17 protein-coding genes and 1 tRNA gene are annotated in these 18,989 nt (G+C 45.5%); 10 read left to right on the top strand and 8 right to left on the bottom strand.

Going from position 1 to position 18,989, the window contains the following annotated elements; translation table 11 throughout:
- Positions 1–55: 55 nt before the first annotated feature.
- The gene (locus tag DXN04_RS06115) at positions 56–736 is read left to right on the top strand and encodes a hypothetical protein (RefSeq protein ID WP_116852460.1); all 681 of its coding nucleotides are present in this window, start codon (positions 56–58) and stop codon (positions 734–736) included.
- A 61-nt stretch (positions 737–797) separates the two neighbouring features.
- Here the strand turns inward: DXN04_RS06115 and DXN04_RS06110 are convergent, their stop codons facing one another.
- Both DXN04_RS06110 and DXN04_RS06105 read right to left on the bottom strand, forming a co-directional pair.
- Positions 798–2,300, bottom strand: a complete 1,503-nt coding sequence (locus DXN04_RS06110) for a glycoside hydrolase family 28 protein (RefSeq protein WP_116852459.1) — start codon at positions 2,298–2,300, stop codon at positions 798–800.
- Between the two features lie 211 nt (positions 2,301–2,511).
- A complete protein-coding gene (locus tag DXN04_RS06105) occupies positions 2,512–3,567 on the bottom strand; it encodes a sensor histidine kinase (protein WP_116852458.1) in 1,056 nt (351 codons plus the stop codon).
- 186 nt (positions 3,568–3,753) lie between these two features.
- Here DXN04_RS06105 and DXN04_RS06100 point away from each other — a divergent pair, with 186 nt between their 5' ends.
- Positions 3,754–6,117 (top strand): outer membrane beta-barrel family protein, encoded by a 2,364-nt coding sequence (locus tag DXN04_RS06100; RefSeq protein ID WP_116852457.1) that lies wholly within the window; start codon positions 3,754–3,756, stop codon positions 6,115–6,117.
- A 25-nt stretch (positions 6,118–6,142) separates the two neighbouring features.
- On the top strand, positions 6,143–6,847 hold the full coding sequence (locus DXN04_RS06095) for a hypothetical protein (protein ID WP_116852456.1): 705 nt from the start codon (positions 6,143–6,145) through the stop codon (positions 6,845–6,847).
- A gap of 209 nt (positions 6,848–7,056) precedes the next feature.
- Here the strand turns inward: DXN04_RS06095 and DXN04_RS06090 are convergent, their stop codons facing one another.
- From DXN04_RS06090 to DXN04_RS06075, 4 genes are all read right to left on the bottom strand, one after another.
- On the bottom strand, positions 7,057–7,737 hold the full coding sequence (locus DXN04_RS06090; protein WP_116852455.1) for a pirin family protein: 681 nt from the start codon (positions 7,735–7,737) through the stop codon (positions 7,057–7,059).
- Positions 7,734–8,228, bottom strand: coding sequence for a hypothetical protein (locus DXN04_RS06085; RefSeq protein WP_116852454.1), 495 nt, complete (start codon positions 8,226–8,228; stop codon positions 7,734–7,736). Before DXN04_RS06085 ends, DXN04_RS06090 begins: the two co-directional genes overlap by 4 nt.
- Before the next feature lie 128 nt (positions 8,229–8,356).
- Positions 8,357–9,109 carry a dioxygenase family protein gene (locus DXN04_RS06080; protein WP_116852453.1) on the bottom strand — a complete coding sequence of 251 codons (753 nt, stop codon included), beginning with the start codon at positions 9,107–9,109 and terminating at the stop codon, positions 8,357–8,359.
- Between the two features lie 187 nt (positions 9,110–9,296).
- Complete coding sequence (locus tag DXN04_RS06075; protein WP_116852452.1) at positions 9,297–10,724, bottom strand: membrane dipeptidase; 1,428 nt, start codon at positions 10,722–10,724, stop codon at positions 9,297–9,299.
- Between the two features lie 329 nt (positions 10,725–11,053).
- Between DXN04_RS06075 and DXN04_RS06070 the strand changes: the two genes are divergently transcribed.
- From DXN04_RS06070 to DXN04_RS06045, 6 genes are all read left to right on the top strand, one after another.
- Positions 11,054–11,356, top strand: a complete 303-nt coding sequence (locus DXN04_RS06070; RefSeq protein WP_116853364.1) for a hypothetical protein — start codon at positions 11,054–11,056, stop codon at positions 11,354–11,356.
- An 18-nt stretch (positions 11,357–11,374) separates the two neighbouring features.
- On the top strand, positions 11,375–11,845 hold the full coding sequence (locus DXN04_RS06065) for a Dps family protein (protein WP_116852451.1): 471 nt from the start codon (positions 11,375–11,377) through the stop codon (positions 11,843–11,845).
- Positions 11,846–12,044: 199 nt separating this feature from the next.
- Positions 12,045–12,401 (top strand): hypothetical protein, encoded by a 357-nt coding sequence (locus DXN04_RS06060; protein WP_116852450.1) that lies wholly within the window; start codon positions 12,045–12,047, stop codon positions 12,399–12,401.
- A gap of 47 nt (positions 12,402–12,448) precedes the next feature.
- Positions 12,449–13,291, top strand: a complete 843-nt coding sequence (locus DXN04_RS06055; RefSeq protein WP_116852449.1) for an NAD(P)-dependent oxidoreductase — start codon at positions 12,449–12,451, stop codon at positions 13,289–13,291.
- A gap of 199 nt (positions 13,292–13,490) precedes the next feature.
- On the top strand, positions 13,491–14,222 hold the full coding sequence (locus DXN04_RS06050; RefSeq protein WP_116852448.1) for a hypothetical protein: 732 nt from the start codon (positions 13,491–13,493) through the stop codon (positions 14,220–14,222).
- A gap of 124 nt (positions 14,223–14,346) precedes the next feature.
- Positions 14,347–15,591: a multidrug effflux MFS transporter gene (locus DXN04_RS06045; RefSeq protein WP_116852447.1), complete on the top strand. Its 1,245-nt coding sequence runs from the start codon at positions 14,347–14,349 to the stop codon at positions 15,589–15,591.
- Positions 15,592–15,689: 98 nt separating this feature from the next.
- Here DXN04_RS06045 and DXN04_RS06040 read toward each other — a convergent pair whose 3' ends face one another.
- Positions 15,690–18,044, bottom strand: a complete 2,355-nt coding sequence (locus tag DXN04_RS06040; RefSeq protein WP_116852446.1) for a glycoside hydrolase family 2 TIM barrel-domain containing protein — start codon at positions 18,042–18,044, stop codon at positions 15,690–15,692.
- 310 nt (positions 18,045–18,354) lie between these two features.
- Between DXN04_RS06040 and DXN04_RS06030 the strand changes: the two genes are divergently transcribed.
- A tRNA-Pro gene (locus DXN04_RS06030) sits at positions 18,355–18,429 on the top strand.
- A 107-nt stretch (positions 18,430–18,536) separates the two neighbouring features.
- Here the strand turns inward: DXN04_RS06030 and DXN04_RS06025 are convergent.
- The coding region (locus tag DXN04_RS06025) for a transposase (protein ID WP_147319850.1) at positions 18,537–18,989 on the bottom strand (453 nt) is incomplete at its 5' end.

The following is an 18,989-nucleotide window of genomic DNA, read 5'->3' as shown; positions in this document are numbered from 1 at the left end:
ATCATTTTTATCTGAGAAAATGTAAATTGTCATCAAGTTCGTAAAGCTATCCTTAATGACATCCAGAGAAGAATTACAATCAGCCATAGACCTTCAGCTCCGGGTAGTACTGGAGAAATATCATTGTGTACGGGGAAGTATCCGGTTTCAGGCTCCAGCCTTATTGTCCATGAACGGGATTAGAACTGACGGAAAGCCTGTTTTGATTTGGCCGACAGACAAAAAGCTCGATTCTTTGGTATCCAGATATGTATTCCAGGAGCCGGAACTGGGTGGGTTAATCGTGCAGGCGGACCTGGTCATGGACCAGTTTGTGTATAAGCAGGTGAGCAAGGGCCGGCTCCAGATGGAGGCCCAGCAGGTTCAGAGACAAAGAGAGCAGGAAGCTCGTAAACAGCAGGAGAACTGGCGGCGCTTACTGGAAAGCAAAACAGAGCTATATGGGTTGGAGTTAGCCCGGCAGGTAGCGGACCGCCTGCAATCCCGGAGCTTTGGATTTGGTCATCGCGACTATTGCGGCATGGGACTGGAATACCGTAATGGCGCTTATTATTATGGTGGATTGTGGGATGGGGTGATGGATGATAAGGTGCAGGTTTTCTCTTCCAAAGAGGAATTTGTGGGGTGGCTGGCGAGTCAGTCAGATGCCTCCATGGCGAGGTTGGATGAAATGGATGCTTTTTATTGGGGGAACCAGACGGTGACGAGACAACGATTATTGGAATTTATTATATAAAGAAGGAGGTGTAGCAAAAGTAATTTGATGGCATTATTACTTTTGCTACCCCCCTCTTCTTTTACCTGGTTAAGGAAGGATCGTCCAGTACGGGATCCTTTACATTATTTAATATGATCAGTGGCCTGGAGGCTGCCTTATTAATCTTCACTTTTTCTAATTTCAATCCATTTACATCATCAAAAATGCAGGCTGTACGGAATTCTTCGCCGGTGTAGCTCAGCTTTACATTTTTGAAAGTAATGCCACTTGCATGTCTGACATAGAAACCCCATGCCGGCAGTTCCCTGAACATAGAAAATTCGGGATAGTCGCTGATGGCTTCAGGGATACGGTGCAATGAATCCACGTTCATATTGGCTATTGCCATTTTAGATTTCTCTGCATAGGTGATGTCTATATTTTCAAGGGTCACATCCTGGATGATATGGCCCGGGATACCATAAATGCCTGCCGGGAAAGTATTGTGTTCAAATAGTTCACGGGGCCCTTCCATGTTATAGCCTGCATCGGGCTTGGTAGCTGGGATCTCTGCCTTTACATTAGAGATCCGCACTTTGCTGAGGGTACCTGGTTCGCGGCGTGCCTGGCGCTTGCCTAAACGAAGGAAGATGGCATTACCGGTATTTTTTGCTGTTATATTGCTAATGTCAATGTTTTCCACAATTCCGCCATCCACTGTTTCAATGGCGATGGCAGAGCGGAAGGTGTTGTAGACATAGATATTTTTAACGATAATGTTTTTGAAGCCACCCCATGAAGCGGTGCCCATTTTGAAACCGCTGGCACTGGAACGTACTTTACAATCTGCAATGTAGATGTTCTCGCAAAGGCCGGCTGTGTCGTGTGATTTAAGGCAAATACCGTCGTCGGCTACATCAAAACTGCTGTTAGTGAGTTTTACGTTTTTGCAATCTACCAGGTCTATACCATCGTTGTTCAGGAAGGTGTTGCTAATGACCTTAATGCTGTCAAACACCATGTCTGTACAGCTTACATAGTCCTGGATCCAGCAGAGGCCATCTTTGATAGTCACATTTTTCACTGTTACCTGCTGGCAATTGGTGAATGCAATCAGTTTGGGACGATTGTTTTCTTCTGGTCGCATTTGGCCCCATTCGTTATAGTGCTGCCATTCCTTATCTTTTAAGGTTCCTTTTTTGAGCATATCGAAGATATCTTTCAGCAGGAGTTCTCCCTGGCCATCGATCGTACCTTTCCCGGTGATACCTATATTATGCTGGTTGTCCGCCACGATCAGGGCAGAGGCTTTGCCCGGGCCATAGTCTTTACGGCTGGTAGTAGCGAGGAGGAAGGCATTGGGAGCGAGGTGCAGGGTCACGCCTGATTTCAGGGCGATGACACCGGTCACGAATTTCCCGGCGGGGATGACTACTGTTCCACCGCCTGCAGCAGCTGCTTTGTCGATGGCTTCCTGGATAGCGGTCGTATTGTTGGTTTTGCCATCACCTTTAGCGCCGTAGCTGGTAATGGGGAAGTTCTTTTGTTGTGCGGAAAGTTGAATACAGTTAAAACATAACAGTAGAATCAATGCCCTCATCATATCTTGTTGGTTTTAAGTGTCAACAAGATAATAAATCGCTTGCGAAAAAAACAGCTTCCATTTTTTGCGGAGCCTTTTTTTTCATGTGGGCGTGTTTAGCGCTTTGGGAGCCATGTGAAAAGGGGACATATTATTGGTGGTTCCCTTTGCTGACTACAGCCACTTTATCCTGTAATTCGCGGATTTGTGGATGAGGGGAGGCGGGTCCTGTTCAAATCGCAAGTGGGAGTGTTTCCACTGTACTAGCGGCGAAAGAAGAGAGGTGTAATTGAATGCTAAAACTATCAGTTGATTCCTTAATTTCCAGGCTATATTCATTCGGATATAAAAGGTCCAGTCTTCTCTTTACATTTTGTAGGCCAATGCCGCTATACTCCGTGGAGACCTTGCCTGTGGTACTATTGCTGACAATAAAGATCAGGTTTTCTTCTTCCAGTTCCAGGTAAATATTGATCCAGTTAGCCTCGTTGCCTGATACATGCTTGAATGCATTCTCGATGAACGTCATCAGGATGAAAGGTGCGATAGACAGATGGGATACGGGTTTGTCAGTGAAATGTACCTGTATACGTGTATTTTTATTCTGTCGAAGTTTTTCCAGTTCGATGAAGTTTTCAAGGAAGTTAATTTCCTTGTCGAGGGGAATGTGGTGATCATTGCACTCGTACAACTGATGTCGTAGTAACTCGGAGAATTTAGCGAGTGAGGCGCTTGCAACATCCGGGTTTTTATGAATGAGGAAGAAGATTGAATTAATGCTGTTGAACAGAAAGTGTGGATTAAACTGGTTGCGGAGGAATCTTAGTTCTGTTTCCAGTTTTTCTTTTTCCAGCAGTTGCTGCCGTTCTTTTGTTTTCATCCAGTGTTTGGCCAGTTTGATACTCATAGCCAGGGTCATACTGGCGATGGTGCTGGGCAGGGCCTTGCCTACAAAACCAAAGAAGCAGAGATCCCTGGGGGTGGGTATGAGATAATAGCCTCCTACAATACACAGGGTTGCAGCGACCAGGGTGAGGGCCAGGTAGCCGATGTAAGCCAGGTTTCGTCCCTTCTGGAGAAAATGGGGAATTAGGTAATACAGATTGAAGTACACCGCCACTGCCTGGAATACCACGTAGAAGGCAAACTCCACTGCATGTGGAGTAAAGAGGATAGAATTGGCCGCCCTGAGCGGATCGCCATAAGACACTACCCACCAGGCGTAATGATACATTACCCAGAATGGCAGATGGTAGAGCCTGTAACGAAATAACCAATGCTTTTCCATATCCCTAATTTACGAAAAACCTACATGGGGGCTGGGGTTATTATATGAAATAACCGGGATAAATGGTCAAATGCAGTTGCTTATACATGAATGGAAGTATAGCGTTTCATCAATTATTTATAGCGGGTGGTCATACGCTTTTTTCGGAGGGAAGGATTTTAAATTCTTTTGCTGAAAACATGCATTATGAAACGTCTTTTTCTGATATGCTATATCATCGCAAGTTACTCGTCTGCCATGGCGCAGGTAAGTGGTAAACTACAGGATGTGCAAGGGATGCCGGTTCCTTATGCAAATGTTGTTTTGATGAAAGCTGCTGACAGCAGCATTTTCAAGGGGGCTGTCTCCGATGAACAGGGGGCGTTTCAGATGGCAGGTGTACCTGCGGCACAATATTTACTGAGGGTGAATGCTATCGGATACCAGGTATTATATGTACCGGTAGCGGGTGCTGGAAATTTGGGTGTTCAGGTCTTGCAACCCAATCGCCGGCAATTGGGAGAAGTAGTAGTACGTGGCAGTAAACCGCTTTACCAGCAACAGGAACAGGGCATGGTAGTGAATGTGGAAAGCAGTATTATCTCTAAAGGCAGTGCGGCGTTGGAGGTATTGGAGCGTGCGCCGGGTATCATGATTGATCATAGGAACAATAGTATCTCTATGAATGGTAAGAGTGGGGTGATGGTCATGTTGAACGGGAAATTGTTAAGGATGCCTGTTACCCAGGTAGTCGCATTGTTGAGCGGTATGCGTGCAGACGATGTTGAAAAGATTGAACTGCTTACTACACCGGGGGCGAAGTATGATGCTGAAGGTGATGCGGGCCTTATCAATATCGTTTTAAAGAAAAACAGTCATGTTGGTTTCAATGGCAATGCCAGTGCAACGGCTGGTTATGGCTGGGGTGAAAAAGCAGGCACCAGTGTGCAATTAGGGTTTAATAAATGGTATGGTTCTTACAGTTATAATCACAACAGGAGTAATGCGGACTGGCATGCTATAGGCACTGCGGTGGAACCTTTGTATGGTGGATTAACTTATTCTGATGTAACAGGCGTGATGCAACCTGTGGAAAACAGTCATACAGCCAGGGTAGGGTTTGACTCAAAACATATGGGTGCCAGTTTGCTGTACGGGTATAGTCATACGCATATACATAATATCAATAGTGGCTTGTTCAATGTATTGCCTGATTCAATTTTGTACAATCATGTAGATGTCAATGAATTTATGAAATGGAAGAATACGATTGCAGATTTTTATGTTGAGGGAAAGCACCTGACACTGAACCTGGATTACCTGCGCTATACACTGGACAGGCCCAGTAAAGCAGTGAATTCTTTTGTAAACCTGAAGGGACAGGAGATTGGGAATAACGATACCCTTTTTGCGCCTATGCAGGAAGGATATGCCAATTCATTGATCCAGGTGGGTGTAGTGAAACTGGATTATGTAAAGCAGTTGAATGATCAACTGAAACTGGATGCTGGTGTGAAAGGAAGTTATAATCGTACAGAGAGTGCATCGGGGATCAGGAGCCTGGTGAATGGTGAATATGTGACTGGTGCCAATGCAACGAATGAGGGTGTGATGAAAGAGTTCATCAGTGCAGCATATGCTTCCTTTAAATGGCAGCTGGATTCTACGACTGCATTGACGTTAGGCAGCAGGTATGAGTATGCAGATACGCGATTATCTTCGACGACGCGTAAGATGGGAAAGCTGTTCCCGGTAGTATCTTTTAGTAAACAATTGCCTGGTGGGCATGAATTGTTCTTTTCTTATAATAAGCGGATTACCAGGCCTGCTTATACTGATTTGGCTTCGTATAAATCTTATACCGGTCCCAATTCTTATGAATCAGGCAATCCTGCATTACTGCCCACTATTACGAATATCTTCAAGATAGGATATAATTACAAAGGTTATTCGTTTACCCTCCTGGCCAGCAGGGATGATCACCCTATAGTACGCTGGCAGATGACGGAGACTCCGGATAGTGCAGTGTTGATTGTGTCTTCGCAGAATATGTTGTGGCAGAATAACCTGGTGTTCCAGGCAAGCATACCAGTGAAAGTGACTGAGTGGTGGAGCATGAGTTACTCTCTGTTGGCGGCATACAGGAAGTTTAAGCTGGATTATACACGTACGCCGGCAGAGAAAGGATACTACACAGGGAGTGTGAATTTCAGTGAACAATTTAAATTTCAAAAAGGATGGTCCGGAGAATTATCCGGGTTCTACTGGGGCCCTTCTTATGATGGTTCGAAGAAAGTAGATGGTTTTGGTGAGGTGAATATAGGAGTGAAGAAAGAACTGGGTAAGGGTACCATACAATTTGCAGTAGAGGACATTTTTGCCAGCATGCATATCCCTTTTTATTTTGGAAAGGTGGCGGAGGAAGCACATGATTTAAAAACGAAGGTCGTGTATAGTGCAGAATCTTCTTACTTTCCTGTCATGAAACTTACGTATAGCAGGTCATTTGGCGGGGCGAAATTAACGCATAAGGAAGGTGGCGCGAAGGAGGAGCGGGAAAGGATCAATTAGAATAAATTGTTATTTTTGTCATATTATGACAGCGTATACTACATACCGTATTTTCGAATCCCGCGAAGAGGCTGCTGCTATGCAGGCCCTGTTATCGAAGAACGGCATCCCTAACTCTATGGAAGAAGGTAAAGCGATTTTTGATACACCGATTGTAGGTGCTATGAACATGCAGCAATACTTCGTAAAGATTCCGCAAGACAAATTTCTGACTGCAAATGCCATACTGGAAGCAGCTGTAGACCTGAATGCACTGGAGGTAGAAGACGATTATTATCTGTTATCATTTACAGATGGGGAATTGCTGGACCTGGTGAAGAGAAGGGATGAATGGGGAGAGTTTGATTATGCGCTGGCCAAAAAATTATTGGCAGAAAGAGGTATTTCGCTGAACGATTCACAGTTGAAAGAGATGCAGGAGAAAAGGATCGCGGAATTGAAGACAACTGAAAGTCCGGGTATTGGCTACATCTGCGGTGGATATCTTGCTGCGCTGCTTGTTGCGATGGCCGGTGTAGGAATTGGGCTCTATCTACGATCTGCTTACAGGAAGTTGCCCGATGGCACGACCGTGCATAAATTTGAAGAAAGTGCCCGTCAGCATGGTCTGTGGATTATAGTGATGAGTGTAGCTTTAAAGCTGGGGCAAATAGCCTATCTTTTCTATTATGGCATTCCATTTAGTCCTGTCAGAGTACTCTTCTGGGGTTTTGGGAGGAAGTTCTTTTAATGCCTTACGACTATCACAGTTCACGCTGATCCGCATCATCAGCCAGTGATAAACAATATTTTATCTTAGTGATAACATTCTTCTAAATGCTATAGGGCAGGAATTAGGTATGCATAAAATAAAACTCCTTATAAAGATGGTAAATTGGAAGAGTGATGAAATGCGGCCCCGGACTGATTACCCGGGGCTTTTTTATGCCGGTGTTTTTTTTACATAGCGACTTCCAGCAGCAGGATGATGGCATCATTGGACAGGGCTTCTATTTCTACTTCATCTACTTCCCACAATCCAAGTCCATCGCCGTTATGCAGCAACCTGTACTGCACTTCAAAGGCTCCTTCTATATTAAACACAAATACACCTTTGTTTTTATCTTTTAAGTGATAGGAACCTTCTGCCCTCCCATTGAATTTGCCGATAGATAAGGTATAGGTATCATTATTCACGAGCGTGTAAAGCTGATCTTTATGACTGAGGTCGAAAGTGGTCAATGTAGCTGACTTTGTGGCCGCTGCTTTGATCCATAGTTGCAGGAACTTCACCAGGTCATTTTCGTATGGATTCCGTACTTCGAATGCAGTGCCGGGTGTGAGGTGTAAGACCTGTACCTGGCCCGCTTCCAGCAAGCCATTGTGGCCGTCATCAGTAGAGAAGGTGATGGCACCAACTATTGGTAAGAGGAGAATGTCAGAAGGTGTTTCTACTTCCATACGAAAGCCTTTGCCGCCGGCAAGCACATCTTCATTCAGTACATAGAGTGCACCGAAGGCTTGTTTGTGTTCGTTGTAATACCTGCCAAAGTTGAAAGTATTGTAAGTACGGAACCAGGGCATTTCATTATACCCCCGTTCATCGGACAGGTACATCTTTCCTTTTGATTGTGGTATCATGATTGAATAGAATAAATGCTTAGGAATGGTTGCAGGCTGAACATCTCAGTGAGTGTTTCACTATTTTCCGGTTCATTGTTAATTGTGACCAGCAGTTGGTTGCCGATGGTATCATGCCAGGTGAGTGGTTCAGAAATGAAGTTGACGGCTACCTGGTGTTTGCTTTTGTCGGTGATATCAGCGTTGACAATTTCAAATTTGAAATTCTTAAAGGGCAGGAATGTTTTGCCAATATTGTTGGTGATATCGGGTATTTTTCCATTCAGTTGTTTGAGGTAGCCGATGATGGCGGGAGTGACAAGGAAATGAAGCCTGTCAGCATTAGGGACATGGGCCATCAGTTCTGCGAAGGTGTTATATTTTTTCTCCGGATTGAATGTTTGTGCCTGTAGCAGGTATTCGTACCAGGAGCCTTCGAGGAGCATTTGATCCCATGGTTTGGTGTTGGATGCATCGATGAGTTTACGGTATATGAGGCGGATATTCTTCATTGTTACTGTAATTAAGAGAGGGTGTATTAAAAGTAAAATTCCGGAATTTAACCCGGATCTCTGATGGTGGGAATTTGCTTTTATTAATTACCATCAAATTACTTTTGATACAACCTCTCTATATGAATTTATGCGGCGACGTAGATGGTATGTGTCAGTGTATAGCCAGCGGATACGCTGCCTGTTACGGTAGCGAGTTCATTGCTTAGTGAGTCACTGAAAACCATATCTGAAGAGTTGGAGGTATCCTGCGTGCCATGTGCTTTATAGTCGGTAGCAGTAGTGTAAACAGTATTACAAACGTCAGTAGGGAATGCGATTTGAGTAATGAGTAGTGAGGTACCGCTGCTATTATATACATGCACATGGATGTGTGGCGCTCTGCCTGAATACCAGCCGGGGAAGATACTGGTGAAAGTAACCAGGCCGCTGGAATCGGTAGTTTGCCGGCCTCTGAGGAAGTGTGAGGAGGTATAGTCTACGCTGGTGTAGCCGCCGCCCGGGTTTACTACATATTCAGAGTAGTAGCCTACGGCGGTACAATGCCAGATGTCTACCAGTGCACCTGAGAGTGCAGCACAACTGTTCTTTGTATTAGCAATGGTGATTTTCACTGTGAGTGGTACACCGGATTGTCCGTCAACGATGTTGCTTCTGACATAGGAAGATGGGGATTTGGTAGGATATGGCCCTGCTGTTTCTGTGCTGGTGAGGGTGCAGGAGGAAGCTGTGCTTCCTGTAGTGGTGCTGTCTGTAGTAGTGCCGTCAGTAGTACTGGTGGTAGTATCGGTATCTTTTCCGCACGACGATACTGCCAGTGGGGCAACGGCTGCTAAACCTAAAGCAGCGAGGGTGTTTTTCAAGAAGATTTTTCTTTCCATGGCACGATGTTTAATGAAATATTTATGTTGGTCGCTGTTGTAAATGTATCTTAGAATCGTGATTGGAAGCGGGTTTTGTCGGTAAAGGATAGAATTGTTGCGGTGAATTGAAAGGTCTTTTTTACACTAAAAAAAAGAAACCGGTTAAGATTAAACTTTGGAATTCTTAACCGGTCTAAGTGGGGTTTTATATAAAATAAGTCTTTATAAATCGCAGTGCATTATCTGAAAAAATGCGGGTTATGATTTCATGTGGTGAAATCTGATTATAAGTTTGTAATACTGTACTTCCCCTTCCCTGCATATAATTATAAGCATGTCTTTCTAAGTAATCAGCGAGGAAAGGAATTTCTTCTTCTGTCCAGAATGCATTTAGTGGGTCGATGATGCCATCGAAGTCGCTGCCGATCGCGATGTTGTTCCATGCAAATAAGCCGTGAGCATTGAGTAGTTCAGCGATGTGTTGTACCTGGTTCCATAGTAATGCGGAGCGATAGTGCATGATCTTATTCCTGAATAGAGAATGTGGAGTATCATGTAGAGTAGCGGCACTGGCTATGCGGCGTTCATCGAGTTGTAAACCGATGATACCATCGGATTGTACGAGGTAGAGAATTTCTTCATCGTAGAAGTTGATGTCTTCCTGGAGGAGTTTGTACCCTGTTTCCAGGATATCTACTACGGGTTCAGTTCTGGAGCGCAGGCCATTGGCTGCGGCATGACTCATGATGAGGGGGACTTTGAGATTGTTGGCTTTTAGGTAGTCGATGTATTCACTGCGGGCGAGTGCACTCATATGTTTGATGTCGATGAGGATGCGTTTGTTGTCCGTGTTGTCGAGCAGGATACTTAGGACTTGTTTTCCCAGATCGGTAAAACCTGTATTGATTCCTTTGCTTTGGTCGGTGGCATCTGCAACGAGGCCGCTGAGGCTTTTGGCATGACCGCACAGGTGGTTCCAGAAATGATGGGCGAAGGTGACGAAGAAGGGTTTGAATTCCCAGTTTTTTAATTCGGTAGCGTGAGCGAGTACTTCATCAGGGTTGGGATCCGTTTCAAGTCCGGTATTGAGTACGTGCAGCCCTTCGATCGTGAGGAGGAAGCAGATGGTGGTGATGCCGTCATTGCGGGACTGCCAGTATTCTATTTCAGTATAGTTTTTAACAAGTACATAGCGGTATTGGCCTTTGACGACGGTGTTGTGCAGCTGGCGGTAGAAGTTATATTCATCTTTCAGATCTGAATAGTAATCGGTGATCTGTTGGATAAAGTTAATGCGTTCCTTGCCGATGCCGAGGGCAAAGTCATTGATGACATCGGACACGCTGCCGGTACCTAGTTTGTTGTTCACAAACCATTTCTCCAGGGGATAAAGGGAGGGGCATACAATGTGGACATTGCCATAGGCCAGGGCGGTGGCATTGGCCTGGGAGAATTTTGTGAGTCCGCCGATGTAGTTGAGTAGCTTATCGGTCAGTGATGGTGGGTCATAGTACCATAGGCTATTCGGTTTGGCTGGATCGGGACTGTTACTGCGTGTGGGCGAAACGCTGAAGCTCTTGCCATAGGGTTTCAATGCGGGATGGCAATGGAGGTCGATGTAGGGTGTTTCCATCTTGGAAGAATTTGGGTGGTAAAAAAAAGATGGATTTATTGGTGGGGTGGTCAATAAAGATAAGAAATTAGAGAGAAGCCACGAAAAGTACAACAGATAATATGTTTTATCAATTGACAGCAGCAGCTAAGGGACTTAGCTTTGTTTGATTGAAATTATGTTCATTCCTTCCTTTATTCATACAGTGGAGCTTGATTACAATTGGCCGTTTCTGTTAAGAAGCGGCCTTCTGTGTTTGAACAAAAATGCTTAATATAGCATACTGTTTGAAAAGAAGAATCCCCTGTTCCTACGGAAGAATGTACACTCACTTAGTAAAAGACCTGATTATGGAACACCAATTGCATTATGATACCGTTTCCAATGCTATTGCCGCTTTGAGGAAAAGAGGTTTTACCATTGATTTTAATCTGGAGGACAATTATATCATTTCACAACAGGAGAAGATTCATGTGAATGATTTCAGTATTGTGGATGTGTATAGGTATGAGGGCAATTCTGATCCATCGGACGAGGCGGCGGTATATGCCATTGAGTGTAAAAATGGTTTAAAGGGGATCCTGGTATCGGGTTATGGCCCGTCGGCGGATCCTTTGACTACCGAAATGCTTGAAAAATTGAAGATTAAGTAAATAATAAACAATTTTGATATGAAAGCTAATATTGGAATCAGCGAAAAGAACACGCAGGCTGTTGCCCTTATCTTGAATCAATTACTGGCAGATGAACAGGTGTTATTTGCCAAGACCCGCAATTACCACTGGAATATTGAAAGTCCAAGTTTTATGGAGCTGCATAAGTTGTACGAAAGACTGTACACAGAGTTAGCTGAAACGATTGATGAGATAGCGGAGCGTGTGCGTAAGATCGGACATTATGCGGAAGGCCGTCTGGCGGATTACCTGAAACTGACTAATCTGCAGGAAGGAGAATACACGAATGACCAGACTACTCAAATCAAAAGTTTGCTGGATGACCATGAGACCATCATTCGTGGTGTGCGTGCGAACATAGAGAAGGTGGAAGATGAGCATAAGGACACGGGTACAGCTGATTTCCTGACAGGTGTGCTGAAAGAGCATGAGGAGTGGGCGTGGTTCCTGCGTTCCTATTTGAAATAATTGAAGTGCTTTAGCATAGAAAAAGGCCCTTGCTTTCCGCAGGGGCTTTTTTAATTCCCCCAACTTGTGGAAAAGCTTCTCCCCTAACTTATGACATTTTATCTTTATTTGTTATATTGGTACATAAATTGTGTTAATATTTCACTTGAACTGTCTTGGTTTGAAAATTGATTGATTTTAATTTTTATACATATGTACCATGATTGAGTTACAGCAGATAAAGGAGCGAATAGCGGCAGAACATTACCGTGATACAAACAGTTGTTTCGAATTGCGGATGATGTTAATGGATGTTGCATCTACACTCACTACAAAGCATATTTCCAACCTTCGCCAGGACAAGGATCCACAGATTTCGCTCACTTTATTGCGGGCATTCAGAAGTGTAAGGCAGCATTATTTCTCGCTGGAGAAGGCCCGGGAGGGCGACCTGGAATGTTATAATAATACGAGGGATGCGGTTGTTAGGGAGCTGACCGGTTTATGTCATCAGTTAAAAGGAAATGTGATCTCTTTGCCTTTGGGTAATCCCGCTGAGTTAAAAATTGCACAATAAATGAATGCCGCAGTAATTTGCGGCAATTTCTTTTTTAAATCGGATATATGAAAATAGGATGGGCAGGACTCGGCAACATGGGGAAACCTATGGTGAAGAACCTGGTAAAGGCAGGCTTTGATGTGACGGTGTATAACCGCACGGTATCTAAAGCGGAAGAATTTGCAAAGGAAGTGGGGGTGAAAGTAGCTGTTACGCCTGCGGATTTGGTGAAGGAGATAGATTGTGTCATTACGATGGTATCGGATGATGCGGCATTGCAGGAGATCTGGGATCAGTTGCTGGCGGCACCCTTGCCAGCGGGTTTGCTGGCGATTGATATGAGTACGGTGTCGCCGGATACAACGAAGGCGATGGCGGCGCGTGTGGGAGAGAAAGGGATTGCTTACCTGGATGCCCCGGTATCCGGTAGTGTAAAACCTGCGGAAGACAGACAGCTGATCATATTAGTAGGTGGTAAGGAGGCGGATTTTGAGAGGGCGAAGCCGGTGTTTGATAGTCTGGGGAAATCGGCGACCTTGTTAGGTGAGAATGGTGCGGGGAATTATGCGAAGCTGGCCATTAATGCATTTTTAGGAATAACGGTGCAGGGGCTGGCGGAGGCTGTGATCTTTGCACAGAAGCATGGGATCGGGCCTGATAAGTTGTTGCCATTGATTAATGAAGGTGGTGTAGGAAGTGGGATTACGAAGATAAAGACACCGGGAATCATCAATGGGAACTATGCACCTGCGTTTGCATTGAAGTTGCTGGCGAAGGATATCAGGCTGGCGAGGGAGCAGGGAATGGATACGCCGGCGGGCGTGACCTTGAGTGAGGCGCTGAATGGGGCGGTGAAGGAGGGATTGGGTGATGAGGATATGATTGCGATATTGAAGTATTTATCATAGGTTTTAAAAAGGCTGTCATGGGTACGACAGCCTTTTTTGTTTTTGTTGGGATTACAAATCTTCCCATGATTTGTGGCGTTTGGGTTTGTACCTAACATTTAACAGGATTTAGTCGTAACTCATTGGCCTATATTTATATGTGGCAGGGTGAACAATATCATTTCCGGTGATGTTAACTTTGACTAAATTACACCCCGACATGAAAACCTTTCGCAATTTAGTGCTCATAGCTGTTCTGGCAGCTGCCTGTAAAACCACACAGCATGGGTATGACAGCAATGAACCTTTGGACAAAGTTTATAACAGGTCCATTAACCAGGCGATGATCGCAGACACCACTAAAACTATCGACACCTTGCAGGCTATAGTGGCCGGTAATCCTGTATTACAATGGAAGACGATTAACGGGCAGCAATACGTGCTGATGGGTACATTTATGAAGTATCCGAATAGTTTCCCTCCTGGTGATTCGATTAATAATAGCTGGGGAGAGATGTGGCTTTTCATTCCCAACCAGATGAAGTACAGGTTGGGGAATCAGTTTGGGCCGACATCGGATACTTTATTGCGGTTGAGTCAGATGCTGGGTTTGCCGCCGGTGAATGGGAATAAGTATATTGCGCAGGTATGGGTACCGGCGAATAAGTTGTATCGCCCTGCGGGGAGTCCGGATGTAACGACTACGCATGCGAGTCCGGTGTTATCGGCGGGCGTGTCGGAGGAATATAAGGCCTGGTTCAACGGGTATATTATTTCTTCTTATTTTCAGCCATTGCCGGCCGGGGCAGCGCATTATCCCTGGACGAGGATGGGGTACACGTATGATTGGAATCCGCGGGTGAACAGGGTAGGTGTAAGTGAGTTTGTGTTGCCGAAAGGATGTGGGATCTGGGTGGAAAAGATGACAACGGCAGGAGGATTCTTTAAGTAAGAAAATATATTTTTTCATTTGATAGGAGCTTTTGCAATATTGCAAAAGCTTTTTTATTGAGAGTAATTTAATAAAAGTGCGTTTTCGATGAAAGGAGATTATTTTCGTGATTTAATTACGAGCTATGCAAACATTGGACTCCTCGTCGCGCGGGAAATCCCTTCTTATTTTTATTTTAGGTGCATTGACAGCACTAGGCCCATTCTCTATTGACATGTATTTGCCGGGTTTTGATTCCATTGCAAAAGATCTGGGTGTGACTACAGCAGAAGTTGGTCTTTCCTTATCGAGTTATTTCATTGGTATTTCAGCTGGCCAGTTATTATATGGTCCTTTGTTGGATCGTTTTGGCCGGAAGAAGCCACTTTACATTGGTTTGTGTTTGTATATACTGACTTCGGGAGGCTGTGCGATGGTGCATAGTTTACAGGGTTTGGTGATCTTGCGTTTCTTCCAGGCGATAGGAAGTTGTGCTGCTGCGGTCGCCGCTATTGCGATGGTCAGGGATTTATTTCCGGTGCAGGAAAATGCAAGGGTGTTTGCTTTGCTGATGCTGGTGGTAGGGGCTTCGCCTATGATAGCGCCTACAGTGGGGGGATATGTAACGCTGGCTTTAGGGTGGCATTCAGTGTTTATTATCTTAGGTGTATTAGGGGTGATGATTTTGCTGGCGAGTGTATTTTTATTGCCGGAGAGTTATGAGCCGGATGTGAATATGTCTCTGAAGCCGGGGCCAATCATCAGCAATTTTGTGGCGGTGGTGAAGGAGCCACAGTTTTATACTTATACGTTGGCGGGGTCTTTTGCTTTTGCAGGTTTGTTTGCTTATGTGTCGGGGTCGCCGATGGTGTTTATGGAGATCTTTCACCTGGATAAAACGGTGTATGGGTGGATCTTTGCAGGTTTGTCGGTGGGATTGATCGGGTCCAGCCAGGTGAATAGTTGGGTATTGCGCCGTTACAGGAGTGACCAGGTAGTGAAGGTGGCGGTGGTAGCGCAGGCATTGACGGGAATATTGTTTGTGGTGGGGGAATACCAGGGATGGTACCAGTTGCCGCAGGTGATTGTGTTGTTGTTTGTATTCCTGAGTTGTGTAGGATTTGCGAATCCTAATACGTCGGCGTTGTCAATAGCGCCATTTAAGAAGCATGCGGGTAGTGCAGCTGCGTTGATGGGTGCTACACAAATGGGAATAGGTGCCCTGGCATCAGTGGGGGTGAGTTTGTTTGATAGTCATACGGCATTGCCTATGGCGATGATTATGGCAGGGACGGCGATTATGTCCGTGTTATTGCTGGTGATTGGGCACAGGCAGATCAAGCACCCGATAGTGATGCATGATGGGGATGATGCGATCGTGGTACATTAAGGAATTTTCAGCCCTTGTCATTTAAAGACATGGTGATTATTGAAATCCGGATTACATCCTTGGGATTTCTCTTTTGATACAAGCTTTTTTTACCTGTTTTATTTTGCTTTGATGGAGATGTGACCTGTCTTCAGGTTTTCTCCGCTTACTTCTACTTTAATCTTTCCTGCATGGCCGGTATTCCGCAGAATGATCAAGCCTTTTCCCCTGAAGGTGGTCAGTTTTAACTGCTGAAAACTGGCCATGCGATTTGGACAGCCACTCCCCGCTCCTGCCAGCGTGGCGGGTCCGGAGATGTTGATTTGTAAGGGCAGGTCAGCATAAGGGACTACATTGCCTTCGGCATCCATTATATCTACGTTGATATATGACAGTGATTCGGGGTCTGCTGTAATCATGCTTGTATCTGCACGTAATGCAATCGCTGCCGGTTCAGATGTAGATACCAGGTATCTCACGCCTATTGGCTTTTTATTCCTATCCAGGGCATTGGCTACAATTGTTCCTGGTTTTACCTTTACTTCAAAAGTAGCTGTCAGATCGGTAGCTGTTTCCTGGGTAGCCAGTACTTCTCCGTTCTGTTCCAGTTTTACATATTTAGCCCTTGTGAACACTCTTACTTTCATGGGTCTTTTCAACTGATCAGGATATGACCACCTGGGTAGTTCATCCGGCCAGCCCCAGTAGCTGGTTTTTTCATTGGCAGCATCTGGTGCGTGCACCATGATTTCAATAGGACTTCTTCTCCACACGACATCTCTGTAATAAGATTGCGGCTTTTTCTCGCCGGTAATATCGAGGTCGCCACACCATGCGTTGAACCAGGGCCAGGTGAGGCGTGAGCTATCGTTTTCTGCGTGAATGGAATGCCCGATGCCGGCTTCTCCAAGGTAGTCCATGCCGGACCAGACAAAATCGCCGAGTACGAAGTTGAGTCCTTCTACATGGTTCCAGGCATTTTGTAAATCCTGGGCGGTGGTTTCGGTACCCATCATGACCCTGTCTTTCACTCTTTTTTTGTCCAGGAAGTAATGGTCCCACATGTAGTTATATCCTGCTACGTCCAGGAGGGCGAGGGAGGGATCTGCATCTTCCCATTTCGTGGGGGTGCCGGGAGGAAAATTATTGAACGCGGCGGTGATGGGGCGGGTGGTATCTAAATTTCTGATGGTGGCAATGAGCTCTTTGGTAATGAGCATGCCTCTGAATTCTGCTCTTTCAGGGATTTCATTGCCGATACTCCACATGATAACGGAGGGGTGATTTCTATCGCGGCGCACGATGGCTTCGAGGTCGGAGATGTGGTGTTCGCGGAAGAAATGGGAGTAGTCGGCGGGTGTTTTTTCATCATCCCAGGTATCGAAGGCTTCGTCGATGACGAGCAAACCGAGGCTGTCGCACACTTCGAGGAACCTGGGAGAGGGAGGATTGTGGCTGGTGCGGATGGCATTGAAGCCATTTTCTTTGAGGAGTACTATTTTGCGTTCTTCGGCGCGGTCGAAGGCGGCGGCACCGAGGAGGCCGTTGTCGTGGTGTATGTTGGCACCTTTGAGGAGGGTGCGGGTACCGTTGATGAAAAGGCCGGTTTTAGGGCCAATTTTGATGTCTCTGATGCCGGTTGGGATAATTACTTTATCGAGGGTGATATTGTCTTTAATGAGGCTTATTTCGGTTTTATAAAGGTATGGGTGGTCGGGGGACCAGGGAATAGGGTTTGGGATATGGAGGGAATTGGAATTAGACTCAGCGATGATGTTATTGCTGGAATCGAGGAGGCGGAGGTGCAGGCTGGTATTTTGGGGGATGGGGGTGTTGACGGAGATGGTATCTGATTTTGAGGTGATGGCTATATCGGCAACATTCAGGTGTAGTTCTGGCAGATTGACCAGGAATACATGGCGGTAGATGCCGGAACCTGTATACCAGCGGGATGTAATTCCTTCATTTTTAACCTTTACGGTGATGGTGTTGACTTTCCCGGCAGGTAAGAGGTAGGGAGTGAGGTCGTAGGTGAAGGGAGTGTAGCCATAGGGGTGATTGCCGAGGTGGTGGCCATTGATCCATACATCGCTGTTCATGTAAACGCCGTCGAAGCGGATGTGGAGGTGGTGGTTTTGTAGTTCGGGCAGGGTAAAGGATTTTTTGTACCAGGCGGTACCGCCGAGGGTATAGGCACCTTGTTCTTTAGCCGGGCTGTATTTGTAGAAGGGGCCGATGATGGTGCTGTCGTTTTGGTTAGGGAGGTCTTCGATACTCCAGTCGTGGGGGAGTTGGACGATGCGGGCGTTGGTGAGCAGGGAGTCTTTTTGGAAGAGCCAGTTATCGTCGAAGCGGATTTCGCGTTGGTTGAGGGGGATGTGGGTAGGTTTGGGAGATTTTTGTGCGATGGAGGTAAGGGCTGTCAGCAGACAGGTGCTTAGGAATAGTTGGCGGAGGAATGTTTTGACGATCATTTTTTCACAGGATTGGGGTAAAAATATAAATTTTTGGGAAATGGGGGAGTCGAAGAAGCATCGAAGAAGCGTCGAAGAAGCATCGAAGGAGCGTCGAAGGAGCGTCGAAGAAGTATCGAAGGAGCGTCGAAGGAGCGTCGAAGAAGCGTCGAAGGAGCGTCGAAGAAGCGTCGAAGAAGCGTCGAAGAAGAAGGATGGAAAGAAGTTTTTCGGAATTTTTTAAAAATTATTTGGAATGAATGTAACAATTCCTATCTTTGCATCCCCAACGACGAAGAATGGTACTGAGGAAAGAGAAAAGAAGGGAGCACGGGGCGTAGCGTAGCCCGGTTATCGCGCCTGCTTTGGGAGCAGGAGGTCGCAAGTTCGAATCTTGCCGCCCCGACACTAAAGACGATAACGTCAAACAAAAGCTTGCAGAAGTCAATATCTGCAAGCTTTTTTTGTTTTAAGAGACTATAAAATATATTGTGTAAACACATAGTCAACTGATCAAATCCGACATCTGTTTTCAAAAATAGTCAAATATTGATGGAGCACCAGTCCCCAGTTATGTAGTGGCATGCTCCATTTTTTTTCAATGTTCATAATAGCCAGGTAAACGGCCTTCTGAGCCGAAGCATCGTCCGTAAATTGAACTTTGGTCTTAGTATACTTGCGGATGCCCCTGTTTAGATTTTCGATGGTATTCGTGGTATACATGATCTTGCGGATTTCCATTGGGAAGTCAAAGTAGCTGGTAAGATTATCCCAGTTGTTCTCCCATGATTGAATGGCATGTCTGTATTTGGCCCCCCATTTATCAGAACAGGCTGCTAATGCATGCTCCGCCGCTGCCCGATTTGGTGCTCCATAAACCTCCTTCAGCTCAGCACAAAACTCTTTTCTGTCTTTCCACACTACATATTTACAGCTATTGCGTATCTGATGAACAACACAAAGCTG

It is taken from the genome of Chitinophaga silvisoli, assembly GCF_003412465.1.
Taxonomy (GTDB): domain Bacteria; phylum Bacteroidota; class Bacteroidia; order Chitinophagales; family Chitinophagaceae; genus Chitinophaga; species Chitinophaga silvisoli.
Note: the sequence above shows the minus strand (reverse complement) of the source record. Positions and strands in the feature narration are given on the sequence as shown.